At 43.2% G+C, this 23,549-nt stretch carries 20 protein-coding genes and 2 tRNA genes; 17 read left to right on the forward strand and 5 right to left on the reverse strand.

Translation table 11 applies throughout. The features are described from left to right. Positions 1–22: 22 nt before the first annotated feature. The 9 genes from N5P32_RS11460 (at position 23) to sthA (ending at position 8,650) form a co-directional block, all read left to right on the forward strand. Entirely contained in the window at positions 23–1,360 is a 1,338-nt protein-coding gene (locus tag N5P32_RS11460; protein WP_265729196.1) for a Na(+)-translocating NADH-quinone reductase subunit A, read from the forward strand. 3 nt (positions 1,361–1,363) lie between these two features. Beyond that, on the forward strand, positions 1,364–2,560 hold the full coding sequence (locus N5P32_RS11465; protein ID WP_265729197.1) for an NADH:ubiquinone reductase (Na(+)-transporting) subunit B: 1,197 nt from the start codon (positions 1,364–1,366) through the stop codon (positions 2,558–2,560). Further along, positions 2,553–3,350, forward strand: a complete 798-nt coding sequence (locus N5P32_RS11470) for a Na(+)-translocating NADH-quinone reductase subunit C (RefSeq protein WP_265729198.1) — start codon at positions 2,553–2,555, stop codon at positions 3,348–3,350. The genes N5P32_RS11465 and N5P32_RS11470 overlap by 8 nt, the downstream gene beginning before the upstream one ends. Then, entirely contained in the window at positions 3,350–4,012 is a 663-nt protein-coding gene (locus tag N5P32_RS11475; protein WP_265729199.1) for an NADH:ubiquinone reductase (Na(+)-transporting) subunit D, read from the forward strand. Before N5P32_RS11470 ends, N5P32_RS11475 begins: the two co-directional genes overlap by 1 nt. After that, on the forward strand, positions 4,013–4,621 hold the full coding sequence (nqrE, locus tag N5P32_RS11480; RefSeq protein WP_255825250.1) for an NADH:ubiquinone reductase (Na(+)-transporting) subunit E: 609 nt from the start codon (positions 4,013–4,015) through the stop codon (positions 4,619–4,621). Positions 4,622–4,663: 42 nt separating this feature from the next. Next, a complete protein-coding gene (nqrF, locus tag N5P32_RS11485; protein WP_265729200.1) occupies positions 4,664–5,890 on the forward strand; it encodes an NADH:ubiquinone reductase (Na(+)-transporting) subunit F in 1,227 nt (408 codons plus the stop codon). Between the two features lie 63 nt (positions 5,891–5,953). Further along, a complete protein-coding gene (locus N5P32_RS11490) occupies positions 5,954–6,967 on the forward strand; it encodes an FAD:protein FMN transferase (protein WP_265729201.1) in 1,014 nt (337 codons plus the stop codon). Positions 6,968–7,000: 33 nt separating this feature from the next. Continuing rightward, the gene (nqrM, locus tag N5P32_RS11495; protein ID WP_265729202.1) at positions 7,001–7,234 is read left to right on the forward strand and encodes a (Na+)-NQR maturation NqrM; all 234 of its coding nucleotides are present in this window, start codon (positions 7,001–7,003) and stop codon (positions 7,232–7,234) included. 21 nt (positions 7,235–7,255) lie between these two features. Then, positions 7,256–8,650, forward strand: a complete 1,395-nt coding sequence (gene sthA / locus N5P32_RS11500) for a Si-specific NAD(P)(+) transhydrogenase (protein WP_265729203.1) — start codon at positions 7,256–7,258, stop codon at positions 8,648–8,650. 66 nt (positions 8,651–8,716) lie between these two features. On the opposite strand, the gene N5P32_RS11505 is transcribed toward sthA, so the two are convergent. Then, the gene (locus N5P32_RS11505; protein WP_265729204.1) at positions 8,717–9,268 is read right to left on the reverse strand and encodes a hypoxanthine-guanine phosphoribosyltransferase; all 552 of its coding nucleotides are present in this window, start codon (positions 9,266–9,268) and stop codon (positions 8,717–8,719) included. 36 nt (positions 9,269–9,304) lie between these two features. Further along, a complete protein-coding gene (locus N5P32_RS11510) occupies positions 9,305–10,165 on the reverse strand; it encodes a YihY family inner membrane protein (RefSeq protein ID WP_265729205.1) in 861 nt (286 codons plus the stop codon). A gap of 331 nt (positions 10,166–10,496) precedes the next feature. On the opposite strand from N5P32_RS11510, the gene N5P32_RS11515 reads away from it, so the two are divergent. From N5P32_RS11515 to N5P32_RS11550, 8 genes are all read left to right on the forward strand, one after another. Next, positions 10,497–10,573: transfer RNA gene (locus tag N5P32_RS11515), tRNA-Arg, on the forward strand. Positions 10,574–10,691: 118 nt separating this feature from the next. Beyond that, positions 10,692–12,017 (forward strand): trigger factor, encoded by a 1,326-nt coding sequence (gene tig / locus N5P32_RS11520; RefSeq protein WP_265729206.1) that lies wholly within the window; start codon positions 10,692–10,694, stop codon positions 12,015–12,017. Positions 12,018–12,091: 74 nt separating this feature from the next. Continuing rightward, positions 12,092–12,724, forward strand: a complete 633-nt coding sequence (gene clpP / locus N5P32_RS11525) for an ATP-dependent Clp endopeptidase proteolytic subunit ClpP (RefSeq protein ID WP_265729207.1) — start codon at positions 12,092–12,094, stop codon at positions 12,722–12,724. A 14-nt stretch (positions 12,725–12,738) separates the two neighbouring features. Further along, on the forward strand, positions 12,739–14,019 hold the full coding sequence (clpX, locus tag N5P32_RS11530; RefSeq protein WP_265729208.1) for an ATP-dependent protease ATP-binding subunit ClpX: 1,281 nt from the start codon (positions 12,739–12,741) through the stop codon (positions 14,017–14,019). A gap of 208 nt (positions 14,020–14,227) precedes the next feature. Further along, positions 14,228–16,621 (forward strand): endopeptidase La, encoded by a 2,394-nt coding sequence (gene lon, locus N5P32_RS11535; protein WP_265729209.1) that lies wholly within the window; start codon positions 14,228–14,230, stop codon positions 16,619–16,621. Positions 16,622–16,746: 125 nt separating this feature from the next. Continuing rightward, on the forward strand, positions 16,747–17,019 hold the full coding sequence (locus N5P32_RS11540) for an HU family DNA-binding protein (RefSeq protein WP_012069435.1): 273 nt from the start codon (positions 16,747–16,749) through the stop codon (positions 17,017–17,019). Positions 17,020–17,026: 7 nt separating this feature from the next. Continuing rightward, positions 17,027–17,103, forward strand: a tRNA-Asp gene (locus N5P32_RS11545). A gap of 76 nt (positions 17,104–17,179) precedes the next feature. Continuing rightward, positions 17,180–19,006, forward strand: coding sequence for a SurA N-terminal domain-containing protein (locus tag N5P32_RS11550; RefSeq protein ID WP_265729210.1), 1,827 nt, complete (start codon positions 17,180–17,182; stop codon positions 19,004–19,006). Between the two features lie 96 nt (positions 19,007–19,102). Here N5P32_RS11550 and N5P32_RS11555 read toward each other — a convergent pair whose 3' ends face one another. The 3 genes from N5P32_RS11555 to N5P32_RS11565 are packed head-to-tail and all read right to left on the reverse strand — an operon-like array spanning position 19,103 to position 23,490. Further along, the gene (locus tag N5P32_RS11555; RefSeq protein ID WP_265729211.1) at positions 19,103–20,026 is read right to left on the reverse strand and encodes a Dyp-type peroxidase; all 924 of its coding nucleotides are present in this window, start codon (positions 20,024–20,026) and stop codon (positions 19,103–19,105) included. 27 nt (positions 20,027–20,053) lie between these two features. Beyond that, a complete protein-coding gene (locus N5P32_RS11560) occupies positions 20,054–21,871 on the reverse strand; it encodes a BatD family protein (protein WP_265729212.1) in 1,818 nt (605 codons plus the stop codon). Continuing rightward, positions 21,865–23,490 (reverse strand): VWA domain-containing protein, encoded by a 1,626-nt coding sequence (locus tag N5P32_RS11565; protein ID WP_265729213.1) that lies wholly within the window; start codon positions 23,488–23,490, stop codon positions 21,865–21,867. Before N5P32_RS11565 ends, N5P32_RS11560 begins: the two co-directional genes overlap by 7 nt. Positions 23,491–23,549 lie beyond the last annotated feature (59 nt).

Consider the following 23,549-nt stretch of genomic DNA (forward strand, 5'->3'; position numbering starts at 1 on the left):
AATTTATTGTTGGGCAGAACATATGTATAAAATTACAAAAGGCCTAGATCTACCGATCTCAGGTGCTCCCAATCAAGTGATTGAGGCGGCTGCTGTTGCTAAAACGGTTGCTGTTATCGGTCCTGACTATCATGGAATGAAACCCACCATGTTAGTTAAGGAAGGGGATAAGGTTAAAAAAGGTCAAGTTATCTTTACAGATAAGAAAACGGAAGGCGTGAAATACACGGCTCCTGCTTCTGGTACGATAACGGCGATCAACCGTGGCGAAAGACGTGTTTTTCAATCGATTGTCATTAATGTAGAAGGCAACGAGTCTGAAACCTTCGCTTCTTATTCTGGTTCAGAGTTGAAATCTCTAGAGCGCAGCAAAGTCGTAGATAATCTGGTTGACTCTGGATTATGGACCGCATTTCGCACTCGCCCATTCTCTAAAGTGCCTGAAATAGCGTCCGCGCCACGTTCTATTTTTGTTACCGCTATTGACACTAACCCTCTTGCTGCTTCCCCTGAAGTTGTGCTTGCAGATCAAGCCGAAGCATTTGCTGACGGCCTGACTGTATTGACGCGTTTGACGGAAGGTAAGGTGTTTCTATGTAAAGCACCTGGAGCAAAAATTCCCACTACGTCAGATGTGACGGTAGAAGAATTTGCGGGTGTTCACCCAGCGGGTCTTGCTGGTACACACATTCATTTCCTTGATCCAGTAAGCGATAAAAAAACAGTATGGTCAATTAACTACCAAGATGTTGTAGCGATCGGCAAACTGTTTGTTACGGGTGAATTGAGTGTCGAGCGTGTTGTGGCTGTTGCTGGTCCTCAAGTTAAAAAGCCGCGTTTGCTTCGTACTCAAGTTGGTGCCAATTTAGACGGTCTTTTGGCTGGCGAGTTAGCAGAGGGAGATAACCGAGTTATTTCTGGGTCTGTGCTTTCTGGTCGTAACGCTAAAGGGCCTTACGCTTTCTTGGGTCGTTACCATAGCCAGGTGTCTGTATTGCTAGAAGGTCGTGAGCGTCAAATGATGCATTACCTTCGTGCCGGTGTAGAAAAACATTCTATTATGAATGTGTTCTTGTCAAAACTCACTGGTAAAAAATCATTCGATATGACAACCACTACCAATGGTAGTGATCGTACTATGTTGCCGTTGGGTAATTTTGAGCGCGTTATGCCGCTTGATATTCTGCCAACTCAACTGCTACGAGCGTTGGTTGTGAATGATACAGAGCAGGCTCAAAAGCTTGGTGCGCTTGAGTTGGACGATGAAGATTTGGCTTTGTGTACTTACAGTTGCTCAGGTAAGTTCGAATATGGTCCGATCCTTCGTGATTGCCTAACTCTAATAGAGAAAGAGGGTTAATTCATGGGGCTTAGAAAAGTACTCGATAAAATAGAACCTGAGTTTCACTCAGGTGGTAAATATGAAAAATGGTATGCACTGTTCGAAGCAGTAGATACGATTTTTTATCGTCCAAGTTCTGTTACTAAAAATGGTTCACATGTTCGTGATGCGGTTGATATGAAGCGCATTATGATTTTGGTGTGGATGTGTACCTTCCCTGCGATGTTCTTTGGTATGTATAACATTGGCTTCCAAGCGAATACTGCAATGGAAGCGATGGGAGTGGCACCTGCCGACTCTTGGCGTCATGCCATTATCGGTGGCTTGACCAGCTACAGTGCGTCAAGTATTTGGGACAACATGATTTACGGCGCAATGTACTTCTTGCCTGTGTATCTTGTTACTTTTGTGGTTGGTGGCTTCTGGGAAGTGTTGTTTGCTTCTGTGCGTAAGCATGAAGTTAACGAAGGTTTCTTTGTAACCTCTATCTTATTCTCTCTTTCTTTGCCTGCAACTGTGCCTTTATGGCAGGTCGCTCTTGGTATCACCTTTGGTGTTGTCTTGGCGAAAGAGGTGTTTGGTGGAACAGGTAAAAACTTCCTTAACCCAGCACTAGCGGGTCGTGCTTTCCTATTCTTTGCGTACCCAGCATCTATGTCTGGTGATGCGGTTTGGACAGCTGTAGACGGGTTCTCTGGTGCGACAGCGCTAAGTCAACTTGCTGCCGATGGTGTGGCAGGTCTTACCGTTGCTTGGTCTGATGCATTCTTTGGCTTTATTCAGGGCTCAATGGGTGAAACATCGACTTTGGCTATCTTGATCGGTGGCGGCGCATTGCTTGTGATGAGAATCGCTGCATGGCGTATTGTTGCTGGTGTTATGTTGGGCATGATTCTGACCTCTGCATTGTTTAATGTTATTGGTTCTGACAGCAACCCAATGTTTGCAACGCCTTGGTATTGGCACCTTGTTTTGGGTGGTTTTGCCTTTGGTATGATGTACATGGCTACGGATCCAGTATCTGCGTCAATGACGAACCGTGGTAAGTGGTTCTATGGTGCGTTGATTGGTTTGATGGTTGTGCTGATTCGTGTTGTTAACCCTGCATACCCAGAAGGTATGATGTTGGCAATTCTTTTCGCGAATTTGTTTGCGCCATTTATTGACCACTTTGTTGTTCAGGCAAACATTAAACGGAGGATTGCACGCAATGGCTAGCAGTAACGATAGTATTAAAAAGACCATTATAGTTGCTTTATCTTTGTGTTTGGTTTGTTCTATTTTTGTTGCTGCTGCAGCAGTAGGTCTTAAGCCTATTCAGAACACCAATAAAGATTTAGACCGTAAACGCAATATTTTATCGGCTGCTAGCATGCTTGAACCAGGCAAGTCAGTTGATGAGATTTTCAAATCGGTTGAAACTCGTATTGTGAACTTGCAAACAGGTCAGTTTGCGACACAAGAAGAGCTTCAGACTGCAGGGATCAATGTAGCAACATTTGATCAGCAAGCAGCGGCCAAAGATCCAAGTTTATCGGTTTCATTGAAAGGTAATGATCCGGCAGGTATTAAGCGCCGTTCAAACTTTTCTGCGGTTTACCTTGTGAAGTCTGGCGATAATATTGATCGCATCATTCTGCCAGTGCATGGCTACGGCTTATGGTCCACTATGTATGGCTTTATGGCGTTAAAGAATGACTTCAATACCGTGATAGGTTTTGGTTTTTATGACCAAGCCGAAACACCTGGATTGGGTGGTGAGGTTGATAATCCTAACTGGAAAGCCCTGTGGAAAGGCAAGAAAGTCTATGATGACCAAGGTGAGGCTGTTATTCAGCTTGCCAAAGGTGGTGTAGATAGCTCTGATCCTAAAGCCATGTACAAAGTAGATGGTCTATCAGGTGCGACATTGACAAGCCGTGGGGTGACTCATCTTGTTCAGTACTGGTTAGGTCAAGAAGGTTTTGGACCTTTCTTGTCTCAGCTGCGTAGCGAAGGAGTTCAATAATGTCTGATGTGAAAAAAGTCCTTTTTGGGCCGATTCTTGCCAATAATCCTATTGCATTGCAAATATTAGGTATTTGTTCTGCATTGGCGGTGACAAGTAGTTTGAGTGTCAGTTTGGTTATGGCAATCGCCTTAACTCTGGTAACGGCTTTCTCAAGCTTTTTTATTGCGATTATTCGTAGCCATATTCCAAACAGTATTCGTATCATTGTTCAGATGATCATCATTGCTTCTTTGGTAATTGTGGTAGATCAGGTTTTGAAAGCATTTGCTTACGAAATCAGTAAACAGCTTTCTGTATTCGTTGGTCTTATCATTACGAACTGTATCGTAATGGGGCGCGCAGAAGCGTTTGCGATGAAGAATGGTCCTGTCATGAGTTTTGTTGATGGCATTGGTAATGGTTTGGGTTATAGCGCTATGTTGATCATAGTTGCTTTCTTCCGTGAATTGTTGGGTGCTGGCAAACTTTTTGGCGTGGAAATATTTGCTACTGTTCAGAATGGTGGTTGGTATCAGCCAAACGGTTTGATGTTGCTTCCACCTAGCGCATTCTTCGTTATTGGTTTGGTTATTTGGGCTTTGCGTTCTTACAAGAAAGAGCAAGTTGAAGAGCCTGAATTCAAGATTGCAGCGAATTCTCGTTCTCAGGAGGCGCTATAAATGGAACATTTAATAAGTCTATTTGTTAAGGCTGTTTTTGTTGAAAACATGGCGTTAGCTTTCTTCCTTGGTATGTGTACCTTTTTGGCATTGTCCAAAAAAGTAGAAACGGCGATAGGTTTGGGCATAGCGGTTGTTGTTGTTTTGGCAATCACGGTTCCTCTGAACAACTTGTTGTACCAAAATCTATTGGTAGATGGCGCGCTTGAGTGGGCTGGTTTACCAGGTGTTGATCTTAGTTTTCTAGGTCTATTGAGCTACATTGGTGTTATTGCCGCTGTGGTTCAAATTTTGGAAATGACTTTGGATAAATACATGCCAGCGCTGTACAACGCGCTTGGTGTGTTTTTACCACTTATCACAGTAAACTGCGCCATCATGGGTGCGTCACTGTTCATGGTTGAGCGTGATTACAACTTCGGTGAAAGTGTTGTTTACGGTGTGGGTGCTGGTGTTGGTTGGGCGTTGGCAATTGCTGCGCTAGCTGGTATTCGGGAGAAACTTAAATATTCAGATGTTCCTGCAGGTCTACGTGGTCTTGGTATCACGTTCATCACTGTTGGTCTAATGAGTTTAGGTTTTATGTCATTTTCTGGTGTGCAGCTTTAATTGGCTGCGCATACAGGCAACCAAGAATAAGGTTTAACTAACATGGTCAACTTAGAGATTATTCTAGGTGTGGTGATGTTCACAGCTATCGTGCTTGCATTAGTGGCAATTATCCTTGCTGCTCGTGCGCGCTTGGTAAGTACTGGGGACGTAACAATCCGCATCAATGGTGAAAAAGAAGTAACGGCTCCAGCTGGTGGTAAGTTGCTTCAAACTTTGGCGAACAGCGGCATTTTCCTGTCATCAGCTTGTGGTGGTGGTGGTACTTGTGCTCAGTGTAAATGTAAAGTGACTAGTGGTGGTGGCTCTATGCTATCTACAGAGCAGTCGCACTTTACTCGCCGTGATGAAAAAGAAGGTTATCGCTTATCCTGTCAGGTTTCTGTGAAGCAAGACATGGATGTAGAGGTGCCTGAAGAGGTGTTCGGTGTTAAAGCTTGGGAGTGTACCGTTCAGTCCAACCCTAACTTGGCCACTTTCATCAAGGAATTAACGTTAAAATTGCCAGAAGGTGAAAACGTAGATTTCCGTGCTGGTGGTTATGTGCAGCTTGAAGCGCCTGCCCACACTGTACATTACAAAGATTTTGATATCGAAGAAGAGTACCGTGGTGATTGGGATAAATTTAACCTTTGGAAGTTTGTTTCTAAGGTAGATGAAACCGTTATCCGTGCTTATTCAATGGCTAACTACCCAGAAGAAAAAGGTATTGTGAAGTTTAATATTCGTATTGCTTCTCCGCCTCCAGGGAAAGACGATTTACCGCCGGGTCAAATGTCGTCTTATGTGTTTAGCTTGAAGCCAGGCGATAAAATCAAAGTGTACGGTCCATTTGGTGAGTTCTTTGCCAAAGATACTGATGCCGAGATGGTATTCGTTGGTGGTGGTGCTGGTATGGCTCCAATGCGCTCGCACATCTTTGACCAATTGAAACGCCTGAATTCGAAACGTAAGATTTCTTTCTGGTACGGTGCTCGTAGTGTGCGAGAAGCATTCTATACTGAAGAGTACGATAAGCTTCAGGAAGAAAACGAAAACTTTGAATGGCATTTAGCACTGTCTGATCCTCAGCCTGAAGATAATTGGGAAGGGAAGACTGGCTTCATTCACAATGTGTTGTATGAAAGCTACCTGAAAGATCACCCAGCTCCAGAAGATTGTGAGTTCTACATGTGTGGACCTCCAATGATGAACGCTTCTGTGATCAAAATGTTGGAAGATCTTGGTGTTGAAAAAGAAAACATCTTACTTGATGATTTCGGTGGCTAGCACCCAAATAAAGGCCCACCAATTGGTGGGTCTTTGTTTTATTGGCAACTAAAAAGACGATGTATGCGTAAAAAAATACTATTTTTTGCTGTTCTATTTGTAATGGTTGCGGTTGTTTACCGCATGTCTGTGTTCAGCCCTGAACTGGTGAGTTTTTCTGGCCCGACCATGGGTACTACCTACACAGTGAAGTTTTTTTCGACGGAAGAGGTAGACGGTTCTTCCGGTCTAAAAGATGATGTTGATGCTGCCTTGGTTAAGGTGAATAAATTGATGTCTACCTACGATCCGAACTCTGAGCTGTCTTTGTTTAATAAATTGCCTGCGGGCCAATCTGCTACGATTAGTGAAGATATGGCGTACGTTATTGATAAGGCGTTATTAATAAGTGAAATGAGTGGTGGTGAGTACGATGTTACTATAGGCCCGCTGGTGAATTTGTGGGGATTTGGGCCAGGTAAGCGGGAAGATAAAGTGCCTAGCCAAGCTCAAATTGATGAGGCTAAGTCTCTTGTTGGTTACCGACTTTTGTCTCTTGACGGTCGTCGTTTGTCAAAAGATAAAGACATATACGTGGACTTGTCGTCTATTGCGAAAGGGTATGGCGTCGATGTCGTCGCAAAAGTATTAGAAGCACAAGGTGTTGACAGCTATTTGGTAGAGGTCGGCGGTGAGATCGTTTCAAAAGGCATGAAAGCGGATGGTTCTCCTTGGAGGATCGCGATCGAAAGTCCTGCAGGCGGCCACGATATTGCTGAGCGTGTTATTGCGATAACAAACGTAGCGGTTGCAACGTCAGGGGATTATCGCAATTATTTTGAAAAAAATGGTGTGAGATATTCTCATACGATTAGCCCTGTAACTGGGAAGCCGATTACACATAAATTGGTTTCTGTAACGGTTGTCGAAAAGACCACTACTATGGCAGATGGCCTTGCGACAGCAATTACCGTATTAGGGCCTGATAAAGGGCTTGAGTTTGCGCAAAAAAATGGCATTGCAGCTTATTTATTAGTGAAAACGGATTTTGGTTTTGAGGAGCGTTCCTCGGACGCTTTTAAGCCTTATTTAAACTAAAGAAGGCTATTCATTTATTTTGGGGGTGACCTTATGTTAACGATAGTTATGGCGTTTGTTTTAATGCTGTTGTTGGTTACAGCAATGTCTGTTGGTGTGTTAATGGGGAGAAAGCCTATTTCTGGTTCTTGTGGTGGCATGAGTGCCCTAGGAATGGAGGTGGCTTGTGATATTTGTGGTGGCGATAAAGGCAAGTGTGAAAAAGAAACAAAGAAAGGTATGGCGGCTACGGTTTCTGATGACACGTTCTACGACGCATCCAAATAATTGAACAAAGAAGAGGGTATTATGACGACGAGACATTATGATGTTGTGGTGTTAGGCACAGGACCTGCTGGAGAAGGTGCTGCAATGAGTGCAGCAAAAGCAGGTAAACGAGTGGCTGTTATTGAAGCGAGTTCGCAAGTGGGCGGAAGTTGTACGCATTTAGGAACCATTCCATCAAAAGCGTTGCGTCACGCTGTTAAAGAGATTATTGCCTTTAATACAAACCCAATGTTTCGTGATATCGGTGAGCCACGCTGGTTTTCATTTCCTAAAGTGTTGGATCGTGCTAATCGTGTTATTGATAAGCAAGTAATGGGTCGTACTGAGTATTACGCACGCAACCGTATTGACATTTATTTTGGTCGCGGCAAGTTCAAAGATGCGAACACAATCGAAGTGAATACTTATGAAAAGGGTCCAGAGTTGTTGGTTGCCAAAAAAGTGGTAATCGCGACGGGCTCACGCCCATATAGACCTGCAAATATCGATTTTTCTCATCCACGAATTTATTGTTCAGATACAATTCTGAGTTTGAGTCATACGCCTCGCTCTTTGATTATTTATGGTGCTGGTGTTATCGGTTGTGAATACGCATCTATCTTTTGTGGTTTGGGTGTGCGCGTTGAGCTAATCAACCCCGCTAAAAAACTATTGAGCTTCTTGGATGATGAAATCACCGATGCTTTAAGTTATCACCTACGCGATGGCGGTGTTTTGATTCGCCATAATGAGACATATGAATCTGTCGAAACGACCGAGCGTGGTGTTGTTATGCACATGGCGTCAGGTAAGAAGTTACGCGCGGATGCATTGCTATTCTGTAATGGGCGTTCCGGTAATACTGATAATTTGGGATTAGAGTCCATCAATCTTGAAGCGAACGGACGTGGTCAACTGGCGGTAAACGATACTTACCAAACGCAAGTTGAAAATGTCTACGCAGCGGGAGATGTGATTGGTTGGCCAAGTTTGGCAAGTGCCGCCTACGATCAAGGGCGCGCAGCGGCAGCGAATATGTTTGGTGCTGTTGGCGGTGAATTCATCAGCGAAGTGCCAACAGGGATTTACACGATTCCTGAAATTAGCTCAGTAGGTAAAACAGAAGCGGAATTGACGGCTGAGAAAGTGCCTTACGAAGTTGGGCGTGCATTCTTTAAGAATACAGCTCGAGCTCAAATTACAGGTGAAGCGGTTGGAATGTTGAAAATTTTGTTCCATCGTGAATCTTTGGAGCTGTTGGGTATTCACTGTTTTGGTGACCAAGCCTCTGAAATTGTCCATATCGGGCAGGCGATCATGAAGCAACCTGGTGAGCAGAACACGTTAAAGTATTTCCTGAATACGACATTTAACTATCCGACGATGGCGGAAGCTTATCGTGTTGCTGCCTTGAACGGTTTCAATCGGGTATTTTAGTCCTTTTGAATAGCGCATAAAAAAAGCCCCATTTTGTAATGGGGCTTTTTTGTAAGTGCTCGGTGTTTAGCTGCCTTTAATTGCGTAAATTCCTTTTAGATTTCTAAAGAAGCCTTTGTAGTCCATGCCGTAACCGAATAAAAATCTGTCGGCTACATCTTCACCTACATAATCGGGTGTCATGTCTGTTTTTCTGTCGTGTAGCTTGTTTATGACCGTTGCTGTGTATACAGCGGTTGTTTCTTGAGCTTCCAGCCATTTAGTAATTGCTTGAAGTGTGTGCCCTTGGTCAAAAATATCATCGACTACAAGTACGTGTCTGTTTTTTAGGTTGGTTTGCGGGTAGCTTAACCAGTTAAGTGTTGCGCCTTCTGTTTCCATTCCATAGCGAGTGGCATGAATGTAATCGACTTCAAGTGGGAAGTTTAGTCGTTCTATTAGGGCAGCGGTTGGTATCAATCCACCGTTCATGACGCACAGAACAAGAGGGAGCTTATCTGATAAATCGGTTGTTATTTGTGCAGCCATTTTGTCTAGAGCGTCATTAAGTTGTGCTTCGTCGACTAAGCAATCCGCCTCTTCTAAAATTTTGTTTAGTTCGTTGATTGTATTCGTCATGGTGAGCCCTATCTTAAAAATTTTCGGGATTTTACATTAATCCTGACCAGATGCTAAGTTTTTCTGTTGAGAGGTGCTTTTAATGTTGTGCAGGGTGGCGCACAAGCAAATGGAAGTTAATACGATCAGCCATGAGCTTTGTAACCACACCAGAAAAATAGGAATGGCAGCAAATGCACCATAAACAACCTGGTAGCTTGTAAAGAACTGCGCGAACGAGCCAAAAATAGTATTAAGCAAATATAGACCAATGCTACCAACCAGTGCGGAAATAGCCGCCCATTTTATCGATACGTCAGCGTTTGGCGTTAAGAAGTTGAGCGTTAATAGCATAAAAAAATACAACACGATTGTCGCAAGCTCTAGCAAGTGGTTTATCCATGCATTGACTGGACTGTCGTGTATTTGCATGGAAATTAGTGTGCCGTATAAGCTTAATGATGCTGCAAAAATAATGGGTCCTAGTGTCAATATGGCCCAATAGGTGAGAAGGCGTTCTCTTAGCTTGCGTGGCTTCTTAATCTCCCAAATGGATTGAACGCTGCTTTCAAAACTGTTTAACAGTAGTAATGCAGTTAGAAATAAGGCAATTAAACCTGCTATGGGGAGGTTTTTGGTCTGCGCTGCAAATTTAATGAGATAAGGGAGCATGACCTCACTAGAGCCGGGCGCTAAGTGTTGCTCGATAAGTCCGAATAGTTGAGATTGCATTGCTTCAAGCGCAGGGGTGAAGCTCAGAATGCCAGCAATGATGGTTAAAATTGGGACAGCAGCAAGGAGACTAGATAACGTGAGTTGTGCGGCTTTTTGAGACAGATTGCTGTTTTTGAAACGGCTGATTGTGAGGTGACTATAACGTTTAAATATGAGGTAAAACTGATTTATTCGTTGCGACATCTCGTCTATTGCTCTGGCTGATTTGAGTCTGCTTACGATATCACAGCTTTAAAAAAAATATGAGACTTCTTGTTTGTGCACATTGCACAAACACAGTGCAACGTGGTTTGTTTTGGCGCATTGAGCTTGTTTTTATGTGGATCTAATTGTATTATTTGCCTCGTTCCTTTTGTGATATTTGTACTTCGGAGTAGTAGATCAAAGCTATTCTAGGTTCCTTGGTTGCAAATAATCATTTTAGCCCAGTTTTGCTGGGCTTTTTTATGTCTATTGGTTGACGATTGCTATTCCATCCCTATAATAGCCCACCACATGAAATGTAATGAGCTTAGTTCCGTTAGCTCAGTTGGATAGAGCAACCGCCTTCTAAGCGGTAGGTCACTGGTTCGAATCCAGTACGGAGCACCATTTCAGTACATTACTTTAATTAAATATTATTTAGGTTTTGTTGGTTTAAATTAAATGCGCGTCATTGTTAATGACGTAATTGCCAGCAAATTAAAGCAAGTTCCCGAGAGGAAGTTTTATGCAAGTTTCTGTAGAGACAACGTCTCCAATCGAGCGCGTTCTTACTATTAGTGTTCCAGCTGCTCGTGTTGACGAAAAAGTAAATTCTGAAGTGGCGAAAACAGCGAAAACAATTCGCATCGATGGTTTCCGTAAAGGAAAAGTGCCTGTAAGTGTTGTTAAAAAACGTTACGGTCAAGGTATTCGTATTGACGCTGTTGAACAGATTATGCGTGATGCTTATGTTGAAGCGATTCAAAAAGAAGCGATTCAACCTGCTGGAATGCCATCTATCGAACCTAAGAACTTTACTGAAGGTGCTGACCTTGAGTTTGTAGTAAAAGTAGAAGTTTACCCAGAAGTAACTTTGGCTGATAACTCAGCTATTAAAGTTGAGCGTGTAGTGTCTGAAGTAACAGATGCTGATGTTGACACAATGTTGGAAACGTTGCGTAAACAGAACGCTGAATGGACTGCTGTTGAGCGTGCATCTGCGGATGGCGACCAAGTAACAATCGATTTTGTTGGTTACTTAGGTGACGAAGCCTTCGAAGGCGGTGCTGCTGAAGGTCATAAGTTAGTGCTGGGTTCTAACACAATGATTCCTGGTTTTGAATCTGGCATCGTAGGCGCTAGCGCTGGCGAAGAACGCACTATCACTGTAACGTTCCCAGAAGATTACCAAGCTGAAAACTTGAAAGGCAAAGAAGCTACTTTCAAAATCACAGTTTCTGACGTTGCAGAGCAAATTTTGCCTGAATTGAACGATGCTTTTGTTGAAAAATTCGGTTTAGAAAATGCGACCATTGAAGGTTTGCGTGCTGAAGTGCGTAAGAACATGGAACGTGAGTTAAATCAAGCGGTAAAAGCTAAGCTTAAGAATGCATTGTTTGAAGGACTGTCTTCTATCAACGAAGTAGAAGTGCCTTCTGCTCTTGTTGATCAAGAAGTTGATGCACTTCGTAAGCAAGCAGCTCAGCAGTTTGGTGGTCAAGGTTTTGATGCTTCTCAATTGCCTGCAGAGTTATTCCAAGACGAAGCGAAAAAACGAGCTAAGCTTGGTTTGTTAATCTCTGAAGTTATTAAGAAAGATGATTTGAAAGTTGATGATGACCGCGTTCGTGCTTTCTTAGAAGACATGGCTCAAGCCTACCAAGAGCCACAACAGGTTATTGATTTTTACTTAAAGAACAAAGAACAATTAGCGCAAGTTCAATCTGCTGTACTTGAAGAGCAAGTTGTTGATAAACTGTTAGAATCTGCTCAAGTTACTGAAGTAACTTTGGGATATGAAGACGCTATTAAGCCAAATGCCCAAGCTGAAGAGGCTGGGGAAGAAGCATAAGACAAGTCTTATCTTTTTTAATAAGGTCGACATAGCATTTGCTATGTCGACCTTTTTGTTTTAAGGAATGCGATATGAATTTGATGAATCCAACTACTGGCCCTGTAGCAATCACAAGCAATGGTCTTGTTCCGATGGTCATTGAGCAAACTGCTCGTGGTGAAAGATCATTTGATATTTACTCGCGCTTGCTTAAGGAGCGAGTGATTTTTTTAGTTGGTCAGGTTGAAGATCACATGGCTAACTTGGTTGTGGCTCAATTGCTATTTTTAGAGTCTGAAAACCCTGATAAAGACATTCATTTGTATATTAATTCTCCTGGTGGCTCGGTCACCGCAGGGATGTCTATTTATGATACTATGCAATTTATTAAGCCAGATGTAAGCACAATGTGTATTGGGCAGGCTGCTAGTATGGGGGCATTGTTGTTGACGGCTGGTGCCGCAGGTAAGCGTTATTGCTTGCCTAATTCACGAGTAATGATTCACCAGCCATTGGGTGGTTATCAGGGGCAAGCCTCGGATATTGAGATTCACACGCGTGAAATTTTAAGCATTAAACACAAGCTAAATGAAATTATTTCTTTTCATACAGGCAAGCCAATTGAGCAGGTTGCACAGGATACAGATCGTGATAATTTCATGAATCCTGAGACGGCAAAAGAGTACGGCTTGATTGATGAAATATTGCAAAAACGAAAAGTTTAAAAAGGGTGGAATAAATGTCGGATGATAATTTTAGCCGTGGCGACCACTCCGATCGGTTATTGTATTGCTCTTTTTGTGGAAAGAGTCAGGACGAAGTAAAAAAGCTTATTGCTGGTCCTTCGGTTTATATTTGTAACGAATGTGTTGATCTGTGCAATAACATTATTACGCAAGAGCTGTCTCAAATTAATGAAGATGGTGAGGCAACCGATGAGTTGCCAACACCGGCTAAGTTAAGTGCGGCTCTGGATGACTATGTTATTGGTCAAGATAAAGCCAAGCGTGTTTTGGCGGTGGCAGTATATAACCACTACAAACGTTTACGTCATCAAGGCAAGACAGACACAAGTATTGAACTTGGTAAGAGTAATATTTTGCTCATTGGTCCAACAGGCAGTGGTAAAACATTATTGGCACAAACGTTAGCGCGTGTTTTGGATGTGCCTTTTACTATAGCGGATGCGACCACGTTGACAGAGGCTGGGTACGTTGGTGAAGATGTTGAAAACATCATTCAAAAGCTGCTGCAGAACTGCGATTATGACGTAGAAAAAGCGCAGCGTGGCATCGTCTATATTGATGAAATAGATAAAATTTCTAGAAAATCGGATAACCCATCTATTACTCGTGATGTATCTGGTGAGGGTGTTCAGCAGGCTTTGCTAAAATTGATTGAAGGTACTGTTGCGTCTGTTCCACCTCAGGGTGGGCGTAAACATCCTCAGCAAGAATTTTTGCAAGTTGATACGTCAAACATCTTGTTTATTTGTGGTGGTGCTTTCGCCGGTTTGGAACGTGTTATCACAGACAGAACGGAGAAAAGCAGTATTGGTTTCTCAGCAACGGTAAAAAGCAAAGAAGAGGGTAGGTCTTTTTCTGAGGCGGTTCACCGTGTAGAAACTGAAGACTTGGTTAAATTTGGTTTGATTCCAGAGTTCGTAGGTCGATTGCCGGTTGTGGCAACGTTGTCTGAATTGGATGAAGAAGCATTGATGACTATCTTAAGTCAGCCAAAAAATGCTTTGGTTAAGCAGTATCAGCACTTGTTTGAGCTTGAAGGTGTTGAACTAGAGTTTACTCATGAATCTTTGCGTGAAGCAGCCAAATTGGCGCTTGAGCGTAAAACGGGTGCACGTGGTTTGCGCAGCATTTTAGAGTCATCATTACTTGATTGTATGTATGAGCTTCCAACGCGAAACGATGTGGCGAAGGTGGTGATGGATGCGGCATCTATTCGTGGTGACTCTGCACCTCTGATGGTGCTTGAAAAAGAAGAGCTTGCTAAAAACGCTTAATTTTTCAAAAAGTGATAGCTATAAAGCCGAAATGAAGCATTGTTGCTGATTTTCGGCTTTTTTTATGGTGTTTCGTTTTAAAACACTGTGTAGACTAAATTCAAATGCTTGTGACGCTTGTAATTTCTGGCTTCGCCCCTATCTCTTTCCTAATCAATGTTTAAATATAAAAGTGCGCTTTTTTCTATGCGCCCGGATTGGAAAAAATATGACAGATTCTTTGCTACTTCCAATGTTGCCACTTCGTGATGTGGTGGTCTATCCCCATATGGTGTTGCCACTATTCGTTGGCCGCGCTAAGTCCATTTCAGCGTTAGAGTCTGCAATGGAAAATGATAAGCATGTATTTCTTGTGGCCCAGCAAGATGCATCAAAAGACGATCCAGTACTGGGTGACCTATATTCTATCGGTACCACTGCTAAGGTGATGCAGCTGTTGCGCCTACCTGATGGAACAGTGAAGGTCTTAGTGGAGGGTGGTAAGCGTGCTCGTTTGGAAGCGATGGAAGAGTCTGATGGTTTTGTGCTGGGGCGCATTACCGAACTTGATATTCAAGAAGAAGACGACGCAGAACATAATGTCATTCGAAATGCCCTTTTGAAGCAGTTAGATGAATATGTTGCCGGTAGTAAGCGTATTCCTGCCGAGGTTGTGTCCTCACTAAAATCCATCGATGATCTTTCTAAACTGATAGACAATATTACGGGTCATATGAGCCTAAAGCTTGAAGATAAGCAAAAGGTATTAGAAATTGATTCTTTGACTGGTCGTGGTGAATATTTAATTGGCTTAATGGATGGAGAGCTAGATATTGCTCACCTTGAGAAAAGCATTCGCAGCCGCGTTAAAAAGCAGATGGAAAAGAGCCAGCGTGAGTACTATTTGAATGAGCAAATGAAAGCCATTCAAAAAGAGCTTGGTGACATGGAAGACAGCGGTAATGAGCTGGATGCGCTTCAGGAAAAAATTTCAGAAGTAGGCATGTCTGATGAGGCGAAAGAAAAAGCAGAAGCTGAATTGAAAAAATTACGTATGATGTCGCCGATGTCTGCGGAAGCAACCGTTGTACGTGGTTATATTGATTGGTTAACGTCTCTTCCCTGGAAAAAGCGCAGTAAAGTGCGTAATGATTTAGCCTATGCTGAAAAAATTCTTAACCAAGACCACTATGGCTTACAGGATGTTAAAGAGCGCATTCTAGAGTTTTTGGCTGTTCAGCAGCGCGTGAAGAAAGTGAAAGGGCCTGTTCTTTGCTTGGTCGGTCCTCCGGGAGTGGGTAAAACATCCTTGGGGCAGTCTATTGCCAAAGCTGTCAATCGTCAGTACGTTCGTATGGCTTTAGGTGGTGTTCGTGATGAAGCGGAGATTCGAGGTCATCGCCGTACTTATATTGGTTCTATGCCAGGTAAGTTGTTGCAGAAATTGGCGAAAGTTAAAGTGAAGAATCCGCTCTTTTTATTGGATGAAATTGACAAAATGGGCATGGATCAGCGTGGAGATCCAGCGTCAGCGTTGTTAGAAGTGCTTGATCCAGAGCAAAACCATACGTTCAACGATCATTACCTTGAAGTGGATTTTGATCTATCTGATGTGATGTTTATTTGTACGTCGAACAGTATGAATATCCCTGGGCCATTGCTTGACCGTATGGAAGTGATTCGTATTCCGGGCTACACCGAAGATGAGAAGCTTAATATTGCAAAACGCTATTTACTGCCTAAACAAGTCAAGCAGGCTGGATTAAAAGAGAAAGAGATTCAGGTGACGGATGATGCCTTAATGGACGTTATTCGTTACTACACTAAAGAAGCTGGTGTGCGTGGTTTGGAACGTGAGTTAAGTAAAATTTGTCGCCGCGTGGTGAAAAAGCAGGCTTTAACTAAGGCAAAAGATACAAAAGCTGTCGAAGTAACGAGTGAAAATTTAGAAGACTTTTCTGGTATTCATAAATTCAGTTACGGAAAAGCAGAAGAAAAAAATCAAATTGGGCAGGTCACGGGCTTGGCTTGGACGTCAGTTGGTGGTGAATTATTGACCATTGAGGCGGCGGGTGTGCCGGGTAAAGGTCGTCATGTTAAGACTGGGTCACTAGGTGATGTGATGCAAGAGTCCATTCAAGCGGCTCTAACTGTAGTGAGAAGTCGAGCGGTCGGTCTTGGGATTGACGAAGATTTTCATGAAAAAACCGACCTTCATCTGCATGTGCCTGAAGGTGCAACACCGAAAGATGGGCCGAGCGCAGGTGTGGCAATGTGTACAGCAATTGTATCTGTCCTAGCTAAGATCCCTGTTAAGGCCTCTGTGGCAATGACTGGCGAGATTACGTTGCGCGGAGAGGTGCTACCTATAGGTGGGCTAAAAGAGAAGCTTCTGGCGGCTCACAGAGGCGGAATAAAAACCGTTATTATTCCGCAAGAAAATGCTCGTGATTTGAAGGAAATTCCTGATAATATCAAGGCAGACATAGAGGTCATCCCTGTCAAATGGATTGATGAGGTTTTGGATATTGCTTTAGAGTACATTCCTTCACCAAAAAAGGTAGAAACCTTACCTTCGAGTGAAAAAACTGTTGATGAACAAGAAACTGTAAGTCATCATTAAGGTCATATCCTGTGTTGACAGGGAGTAGGTCGGGCTTGTATAACTTCTCGCTCGGCCTTGTTGGTAGGTATTTATACTGCGCCGAAAAAATTTAAGGAACCACGAAAATACTGAAGGGGTACAACGTGAACAAATCTGAATTGATTGATGCTATTGCAGCGTCTGCTGATTTATCTAAAGCTTCTGCTAGCAATGCTCTTGACGCTACTTTAAAAGCAATTGAAGCGGCTTTGGCAAAAGGTGACCAGGTTACACTAGTTGGTTTTGGTACTTTTGCAGTAAAAGAACGTGCGGCACGTACAGGCCGTAATCCTCAAACTGGTGAGGAAATCCAAATTAAAGCAGCGAAGGTTCCTGGCTTTAAGGCCGGTAAAGGTCTTAAAGACGCTGTAAACTAATGTTTTTGGAGCAGTAGTTCAGTTGGTTAGAATACCTGCCTGTCACGCAGGGGGTCGCGGGTTCGAGTCCCGTCTGTTCCGCCATTAGACACAAAAGGTGTATTCCATGCGGAATGCACCTTTTTTATTGGTCATTTAATTCATTCATTTGGAGGCAGTAATGCTCCAGGATATAAGAGATAAGTCACAAGGCATTGTGGTAAAGATCATCGTTGGTTTTATCGTTGTGACTTTTGCTCTATTTGGCGTCGATGCCTTGGTTCAAAGTTTTAATTCATCCGATACGGTAGCCGAAGTAGACGGGGTTGATATTACCCGAACTCAAATGCTCCAAGGCGCAGAAACTCAACGTAGACAATTAATTTCTATGATGGGTGGGCAGGTTAATCCAGCGCTGTTAGAAGATAATGTATTGCAACGTCGTGCATTGGATGAGCTTGTGCAGCGAGTTGTTTTGACCAACCAAGCTAAGTCATTAGGGTTGGGAGTGTCTGACGCTCAAGTCAATGCTTATTTGTTGCAAGCAGAGCAGTTCCAAACCAATGGGCAATTTGATGAAAACAAATATCTAAACTTCATCCGTTCATTGGGTTTTACTCCGTTGGCGTTTAAAGAGCGCATCAAACAAGATGTTTTAATTCAGCAATCACGTAATGCTATAGCGGGTTCTGAATTCGTTCTGCCTTATCAAGTAAATGGCGTTTCAAAGTTGCAGTCTCAAACGAGATCTTATGATTACGTTACTTTTTCATTGGCCGACGAGTCTGAAGGAACCAGTGTTTCTGATGATGAGCTAAAAGCCTATTACGATGAAAATAAAGACAGCTTTAAAACACCTGAGCAAGTTAAATTAAACTACGTTGTGATTTCCAGCTCTGACTTTTATAGTAAAGTAAGTGTGTCGGATGCTGAATTACAAGATGCTTATCAGGCTTCTATTTCGAATTTAACTCAAGAAGAAAGATCTGCGTCGCATATCCTGATCGATACCTCGGATAGATCCGATGACGAAGCGGAAAAACGTCTTGCTGAGGTTCAAGCAAAACTAAAAAGTGGTGAAAGTTTTGCTGACTTGGCTGCCGAATTTTCCGATGATATTGGTTCGAAAAATGACGGCGGTAATTTAGGTTATGTTGAAAAAGGCACAATAGATCCGGCCTTTGATGACGCGCTATTTTCTATGAAAAAAGGAGAAATCAAGTCGGTTAAGACCCAGTTTGGTTATCACCTGATTGAATTGAATGATATTACCAAACCAGACGTGCCAAGCTTTGCCTCTAAGAAAGCAGAATTGGAGCAGGCTCTCATTGAAGACAAAGCAAGAGATGCATTGTTAACGGCTCATGAAGACATTACAGATTTAGCTTACGCCAGTGATAAATTGGACGCTATCGCGAAAGAGTATAATGTTGATGTGCTTCAAAGTGCGTACTTTAGTCGAGAGGGTGGAACGGATGATATTACCAGTAACGCCTCTGTTATTGCTGCTGCCTTTGGTCCTGCTGTATTAGAAGATGGTCAAAACAGCAGTTTGATTGAACTAAATGACGACCAAGTTGTTGTCGTACACTTGAATAACCTGCAGCCAGAAGCGTTTCAGACTTATGAAGAAACAAAAGAGCAGGTAACTTCGATTGTTGTACAGAACAAAGCGGTTGAGTCGTTGAAGACTAAAGCTGAACAGGCCAAAGTTTCCAAGACAACTTCCTGGAAGTCTGTGAGCGAAGCGAAGCGTGGTCAAGATGAAGTAACATCGCTGGCTTTTTCTCTTCCGCATCCTGAAGCTGGACAACCTGTTGTTGAGATTAAAGGTTTATCTAACGGTGACTTGGCGTTGATTCGTTTGAATAAGGTAGGTAGCAGTGATGCTTCTCTTCCTGATGATCAGAAGCTCGCTTATGAGCGTTATTTGAATCAAACTCAGGCCAGTTTAAGTACGCAAGCCCAGCAAGACTTGTTAAAGAATAAAGCGAAGATAGAAAGATAACATTGTGTTATTTTTGTTAAAAAAGCCACTTCAAATGAAGTGGCTTTTTTTGGTATTTTTGTGGGCATTTTAGTGCGGGTTAGCAGATGAAATGTGTTATTTACCTGATCGAGATTCTAGCCATTCGTTAGACGGGACAAAAAATGCCTGTCCGGTGGTGGCTCGAGTGTATTTCATTAAGTGATCTGTATTTCCTTCTTTATCGCCTTTTACCATGCTTTCTAACATCAGGTTAAAAATGGTTGGTGTTTTGCTGTAACTGGCAAACATCAGTCCTTTTTCCGTTAATGACGCAAATGGCATGCTATGGCGTAAGATTTCCATCGAGTTGCCATTTTCATCTTTTAATGAAGTGCGTTTGGTATGGGCGTGTACCGACTTTTCAGAAGAGGGGTATTCTTGGTTGGTATGTTTTGTACGTCCATAAATATCTTCTTGGGTTTTAATGTCTTCTTTTTCCCACTTAGTGAGATCATGAACAAATCTGATGATATTTAGATAAGAGCCGTTTTTAAATTCGGGGTCATCTTCGCCAACAAGAGCCACTTGTTTGCGTTGTTCTCCTTCAGGGTTTTCTGTGCCGTCAACAAATCCTGTTAAGTCTCGGTTGTCTAGGTATTTAAAGCAGCTGACTTCATCTACTAAAGTGACGGCATTGCCAAATGTTGCAAACAAGGCGCTGCCTAATAGATAGGTCGCATCATGACGAGAAGAGCGAATGTGAAGGATCAAATCTACATCCGTAGCGACCATATCGATATCTTTGCCAGTTATGTTAGGGAACGTAGAGAGGTGTCTTGGTCGCTGGTTGTCTAAATCATCCCATATCAATCGACTAAGTCCGATGGCTGCATGCAGTTGGCCGTCTGGGAATTGCGCTTGATGCTCTTCAATCAGAGCGGGCATAGCGGCGAGTGCGTTTTTAACGGCATTAATATCGGATCTATTCACGTTTAAGGTGATGAAAAGTGCGTCACTGGACGCTTCGGCAATAATGCCAGATTGAAATGAAGTCATCATGTTCGTCCTTTTAGAAATAGCGGTATCTTAAAAATTAGGGTAAAGCGTCTTTAGCTGACTGGCTTTTGACGGTTTGGTTTGGCCGCTGGTGTATTCTTCAAGAGCGTCGGCAAGAGGCTCTCCCTGCCATTCGTGAGCAGGGTTGCTGGAATACAGCATCAGTTCGGCTTCCATTAAAAGCTGAGTTATTTGAACGGTGGTGAGTCGCTTAATGTCGTCAATGCCACGAATTTCATCATCTCCCCAGCGATGTCTTGCCCATTCCAATAAGTGAGAACGCAACGCAGATAAGTTGTCTTGCTGACAGCATTGAATCAAAGAGGTATAAGCCGTTTGCTCATCACTGGTGTTCAAAGGGGCAAAGTCCTGCAATGTCGGAACGTCTAGTTCTGGGTCTTGTTTTGACTTCTTGCGTTTAAACCAAAGAGCCGCCCATGCCACCAGCATCAGGGTTGCCACAATGAGCAATCCGGCAATCAGGTAGTGTCTGAATGATAGATTGTCCTCTGTGTCATTTATAACAATGCGGTTTGTGTCCGTTGGTTCTGATGGTTCTGTGGGTTTTTTAGCCAATGAAATTGGTGCAACGGAGCGTGTTTGTGCAGGCAATGGCTCGTTTATTGTTGGTGGATTGCTGGCGGTATTGTCAGGTAGTGTCGCGCCAGTTGGTAGTGGGGCAATACTGATGGTTTTGGTCGTTGCGCTGGCGTTGCTGATCGCTCTCGCTTCCGTATCCCAATAGGCTACATTGATGTCAGGCAAGGTTAATGGGCCTTCGGCCGTTGGTACCACTTCTACGATAATCGTCTGACTGCCAGTGACGCCATTTGCGGTTTTTTGATTATCAAATTTTGGAGATTTTGGATAAAGTTTGTATTGGCGAGTGCTGTTAAAATCGAGTGTCGGTATTTGCTCGGGCAATGAGCCTTCCGCTTTGATATTGATCGTCCAAATAAGGGTGTCTCCTACACGTGGTGATTCGCTCGTTTTGCTTAGTGTGGTTGACACTGAGACATTTGCACTAGGCAACCAGGCGTCGCCTGTATAGCTCGCAGGAATGGGAATGACCTGTAAGTTTAATGGCTCACTTTGTACTTTAATCATTCTTCGGCCAGTCGATGTATTGATCATGGCTTGTATGCTTTGCGGTGGAATCGTAAGTACACCGCTGCGCTGTGGAAAGGCCAAGTATTCGCGGGTGATGACTTGGTATTGGGTGCCATTGATGGTTTGGTAGTTCATCTGATCGTCTACCAACCTTTCAACGACAAGGTCAGGATGAGTCGGTACAGAGCGATTTGCATTTTGGAGGGCAACAGAGGTGTAAAGCTTGACGCTTAAAATGACTTCCTGCTGAAGGTATGGTTCCACTTCAGATACGTCTGTTTTGAGCATGACTGGCGGGTTGCCATTATTGTCCAGTAATTGAGGGGAACTTTTGACCACCAGACGAATAGGTTGAGATTCGTGATCGCCAATTTTGATGGCGGGAATTTCAACGGTACCAACAGACTTTGGCATTAATGACACGACCCAAAAATTCAGCGCAGTACTGGTGCCAAGGTTAAAACTAAATTGACTGTTTTGGCTTTTGCCTAAAATATCAAAATCGCGCTCTAATGGGGTTAAGTCAGGGCCATTTCCAGTATCGGAAAAATCGGCGCGCAATGTTAGCTGAACCACTTCGTTTTCGGTCGAAACACTTTTGTTAAGCGAGGCTGTGACGCTGGCGGCATAAAGATGACTGGATAAAGTGATAAAAAGCAGTGCTGTCATTAGGCAAGAAAGCAAGCGACTCAGCTTGTCTTGCGGTAGTAATGAAATGAAGTAGTGCTTTTTTACCATGGGTTTTGCCCATCCTCTTGCGAAAATCGATTTTCGTTGCGTTTTTCTTGATGTAAATACCAAAGCTTCCGCTGTAATAACAAGCCGGGATCATCCTGAATTTGTCGTAGCCATTGGTTCAGTGCTTGTGTTTTTTCTTTGTCTAATGGCGGTTGTATTGGCTCGTTTTTGCTTTTTTCATCTGAGTGCTTGTCTTGCTTATTATCCTTAGGTGTTTCGTTTTTGTCTTGTTTTTCGTTCTTTTTATTGTCATTTTTTGAATCATTGGGGTCTTTTTCGTCATTTTGATCTTTTGAGTCTGACGGAGTTGACTGTTTATCTTGGTTCTTATCTTGCTGCTGTTGTTGGTTTTTTTTCTGTTCTTTTTGTTGTTGGTCTTTTTTTTGCTGTTCCTGTTGTTGCTTCTTTAAGTAATCAAGATTGTCTTTGGCAGCTTTTAATGAGGGGTCTTGTTCGAGTGCTGTCTCATAAGCTTCTATGGCTTTTTCTGTGTCACCAGATAGGGCTAATGCATTGCCAAGGTTGTAATTATCCGCGGCATTTCTGTTCATGTTCTGTAGTTGTTGAGCCGTTTCTGGGTACTTCTCTAATGCATATGACGTCGCCGCTTTCCATTCAGGCCGCTCGAAGTATTGATCCGCAGCTTGCCAGTCGCCTTGATCTACCGCTTTTTGGCCTTTTTGGTCTTGGGTAAGGAACCAATCTAGAGGTGATGCGTATGTCTTTTCGGAAGGGAAGGATAGCAGGCTCATCAGCAAGAGGAACAGCATGCCTTTACGGAACTGGAACGCCAGCCACAGCATGAAAGGCAAAGCAAACCAATGACCTTGCTCAATCCAATGAATGCTTTTATTTTGCGCCTTTTGTGTTTGCGCATTGTCCAATGGGGTGTTGGTGATTTGCGCGATCTCTAATGGCGTTAAGCGTCCCTGATGAAACTGGCCGCCGAGTGACGCAGTCAATTTTTGTAATTCTTTTAGAGGCGTAATCGGCATGACATTTCGACCGTTCTTTCGCAAAATCTGACCGTCTGGCAGTGTAATAGACGAAGGATTGTCTGTACCGATCGCGACCAAATCCAAGCGAATGTTTCTGTCTTTCAGCAGGGAGGGTAGTTGGGTGGCGTCTTGTCGGCTGACGTCGTCTGTAAAAATAACCAGATGCATTGGCTCGGAAGGGTCTTTGCTCAGTGAAAGAGCGGTTTCAACACCGCTGCTGAGATTGCTGCCATACATCGGCATAATAATAGGGTCCAACGCGAGTAGGAAGTGGGTGATGGTTTCCCTATCTTGGCTAAATGGGCTGATAATAAAACCCTCACCAGCAAAGGCAACCAACGCAACATCGCCTTCTTTGCTTTGCTCTAAAATGTCTCGAATAGTCTGCTTTAGCTGCGTTTGTCTGTTGGGTTTGATGTCGGTGGCGTACATCGACAAAGACTGATCAACGATGAAAACGGTCTTCTGAGTGTTTTCAAACATAGTGGTAGGGGCTTTTGTCCAGCTAATACCAGCTAGGCCAATCCACAACACACATGCCGCAGCAATGCCCAATCTTTTATTGAGGTTACTTGTTGTATTTTTATAGACCAAATGGGGCATTAATACTGGATCAACCACGTTTTTTAAAGGGCTTTGGCGAGACCGATTACGGCTGAAAAAAAGGCCAATACTAAGGT

This window comes from Marinomonas pontica, assembly GCF_026191375.1.
GTDB classification, from domain to species: domain Bacteria; phylum Pseudomonadota; class Gammaproteobacteria; order Pseudomonadales; family Marinomonadaceae; genus Marinomonas; species Marinomonas pontica.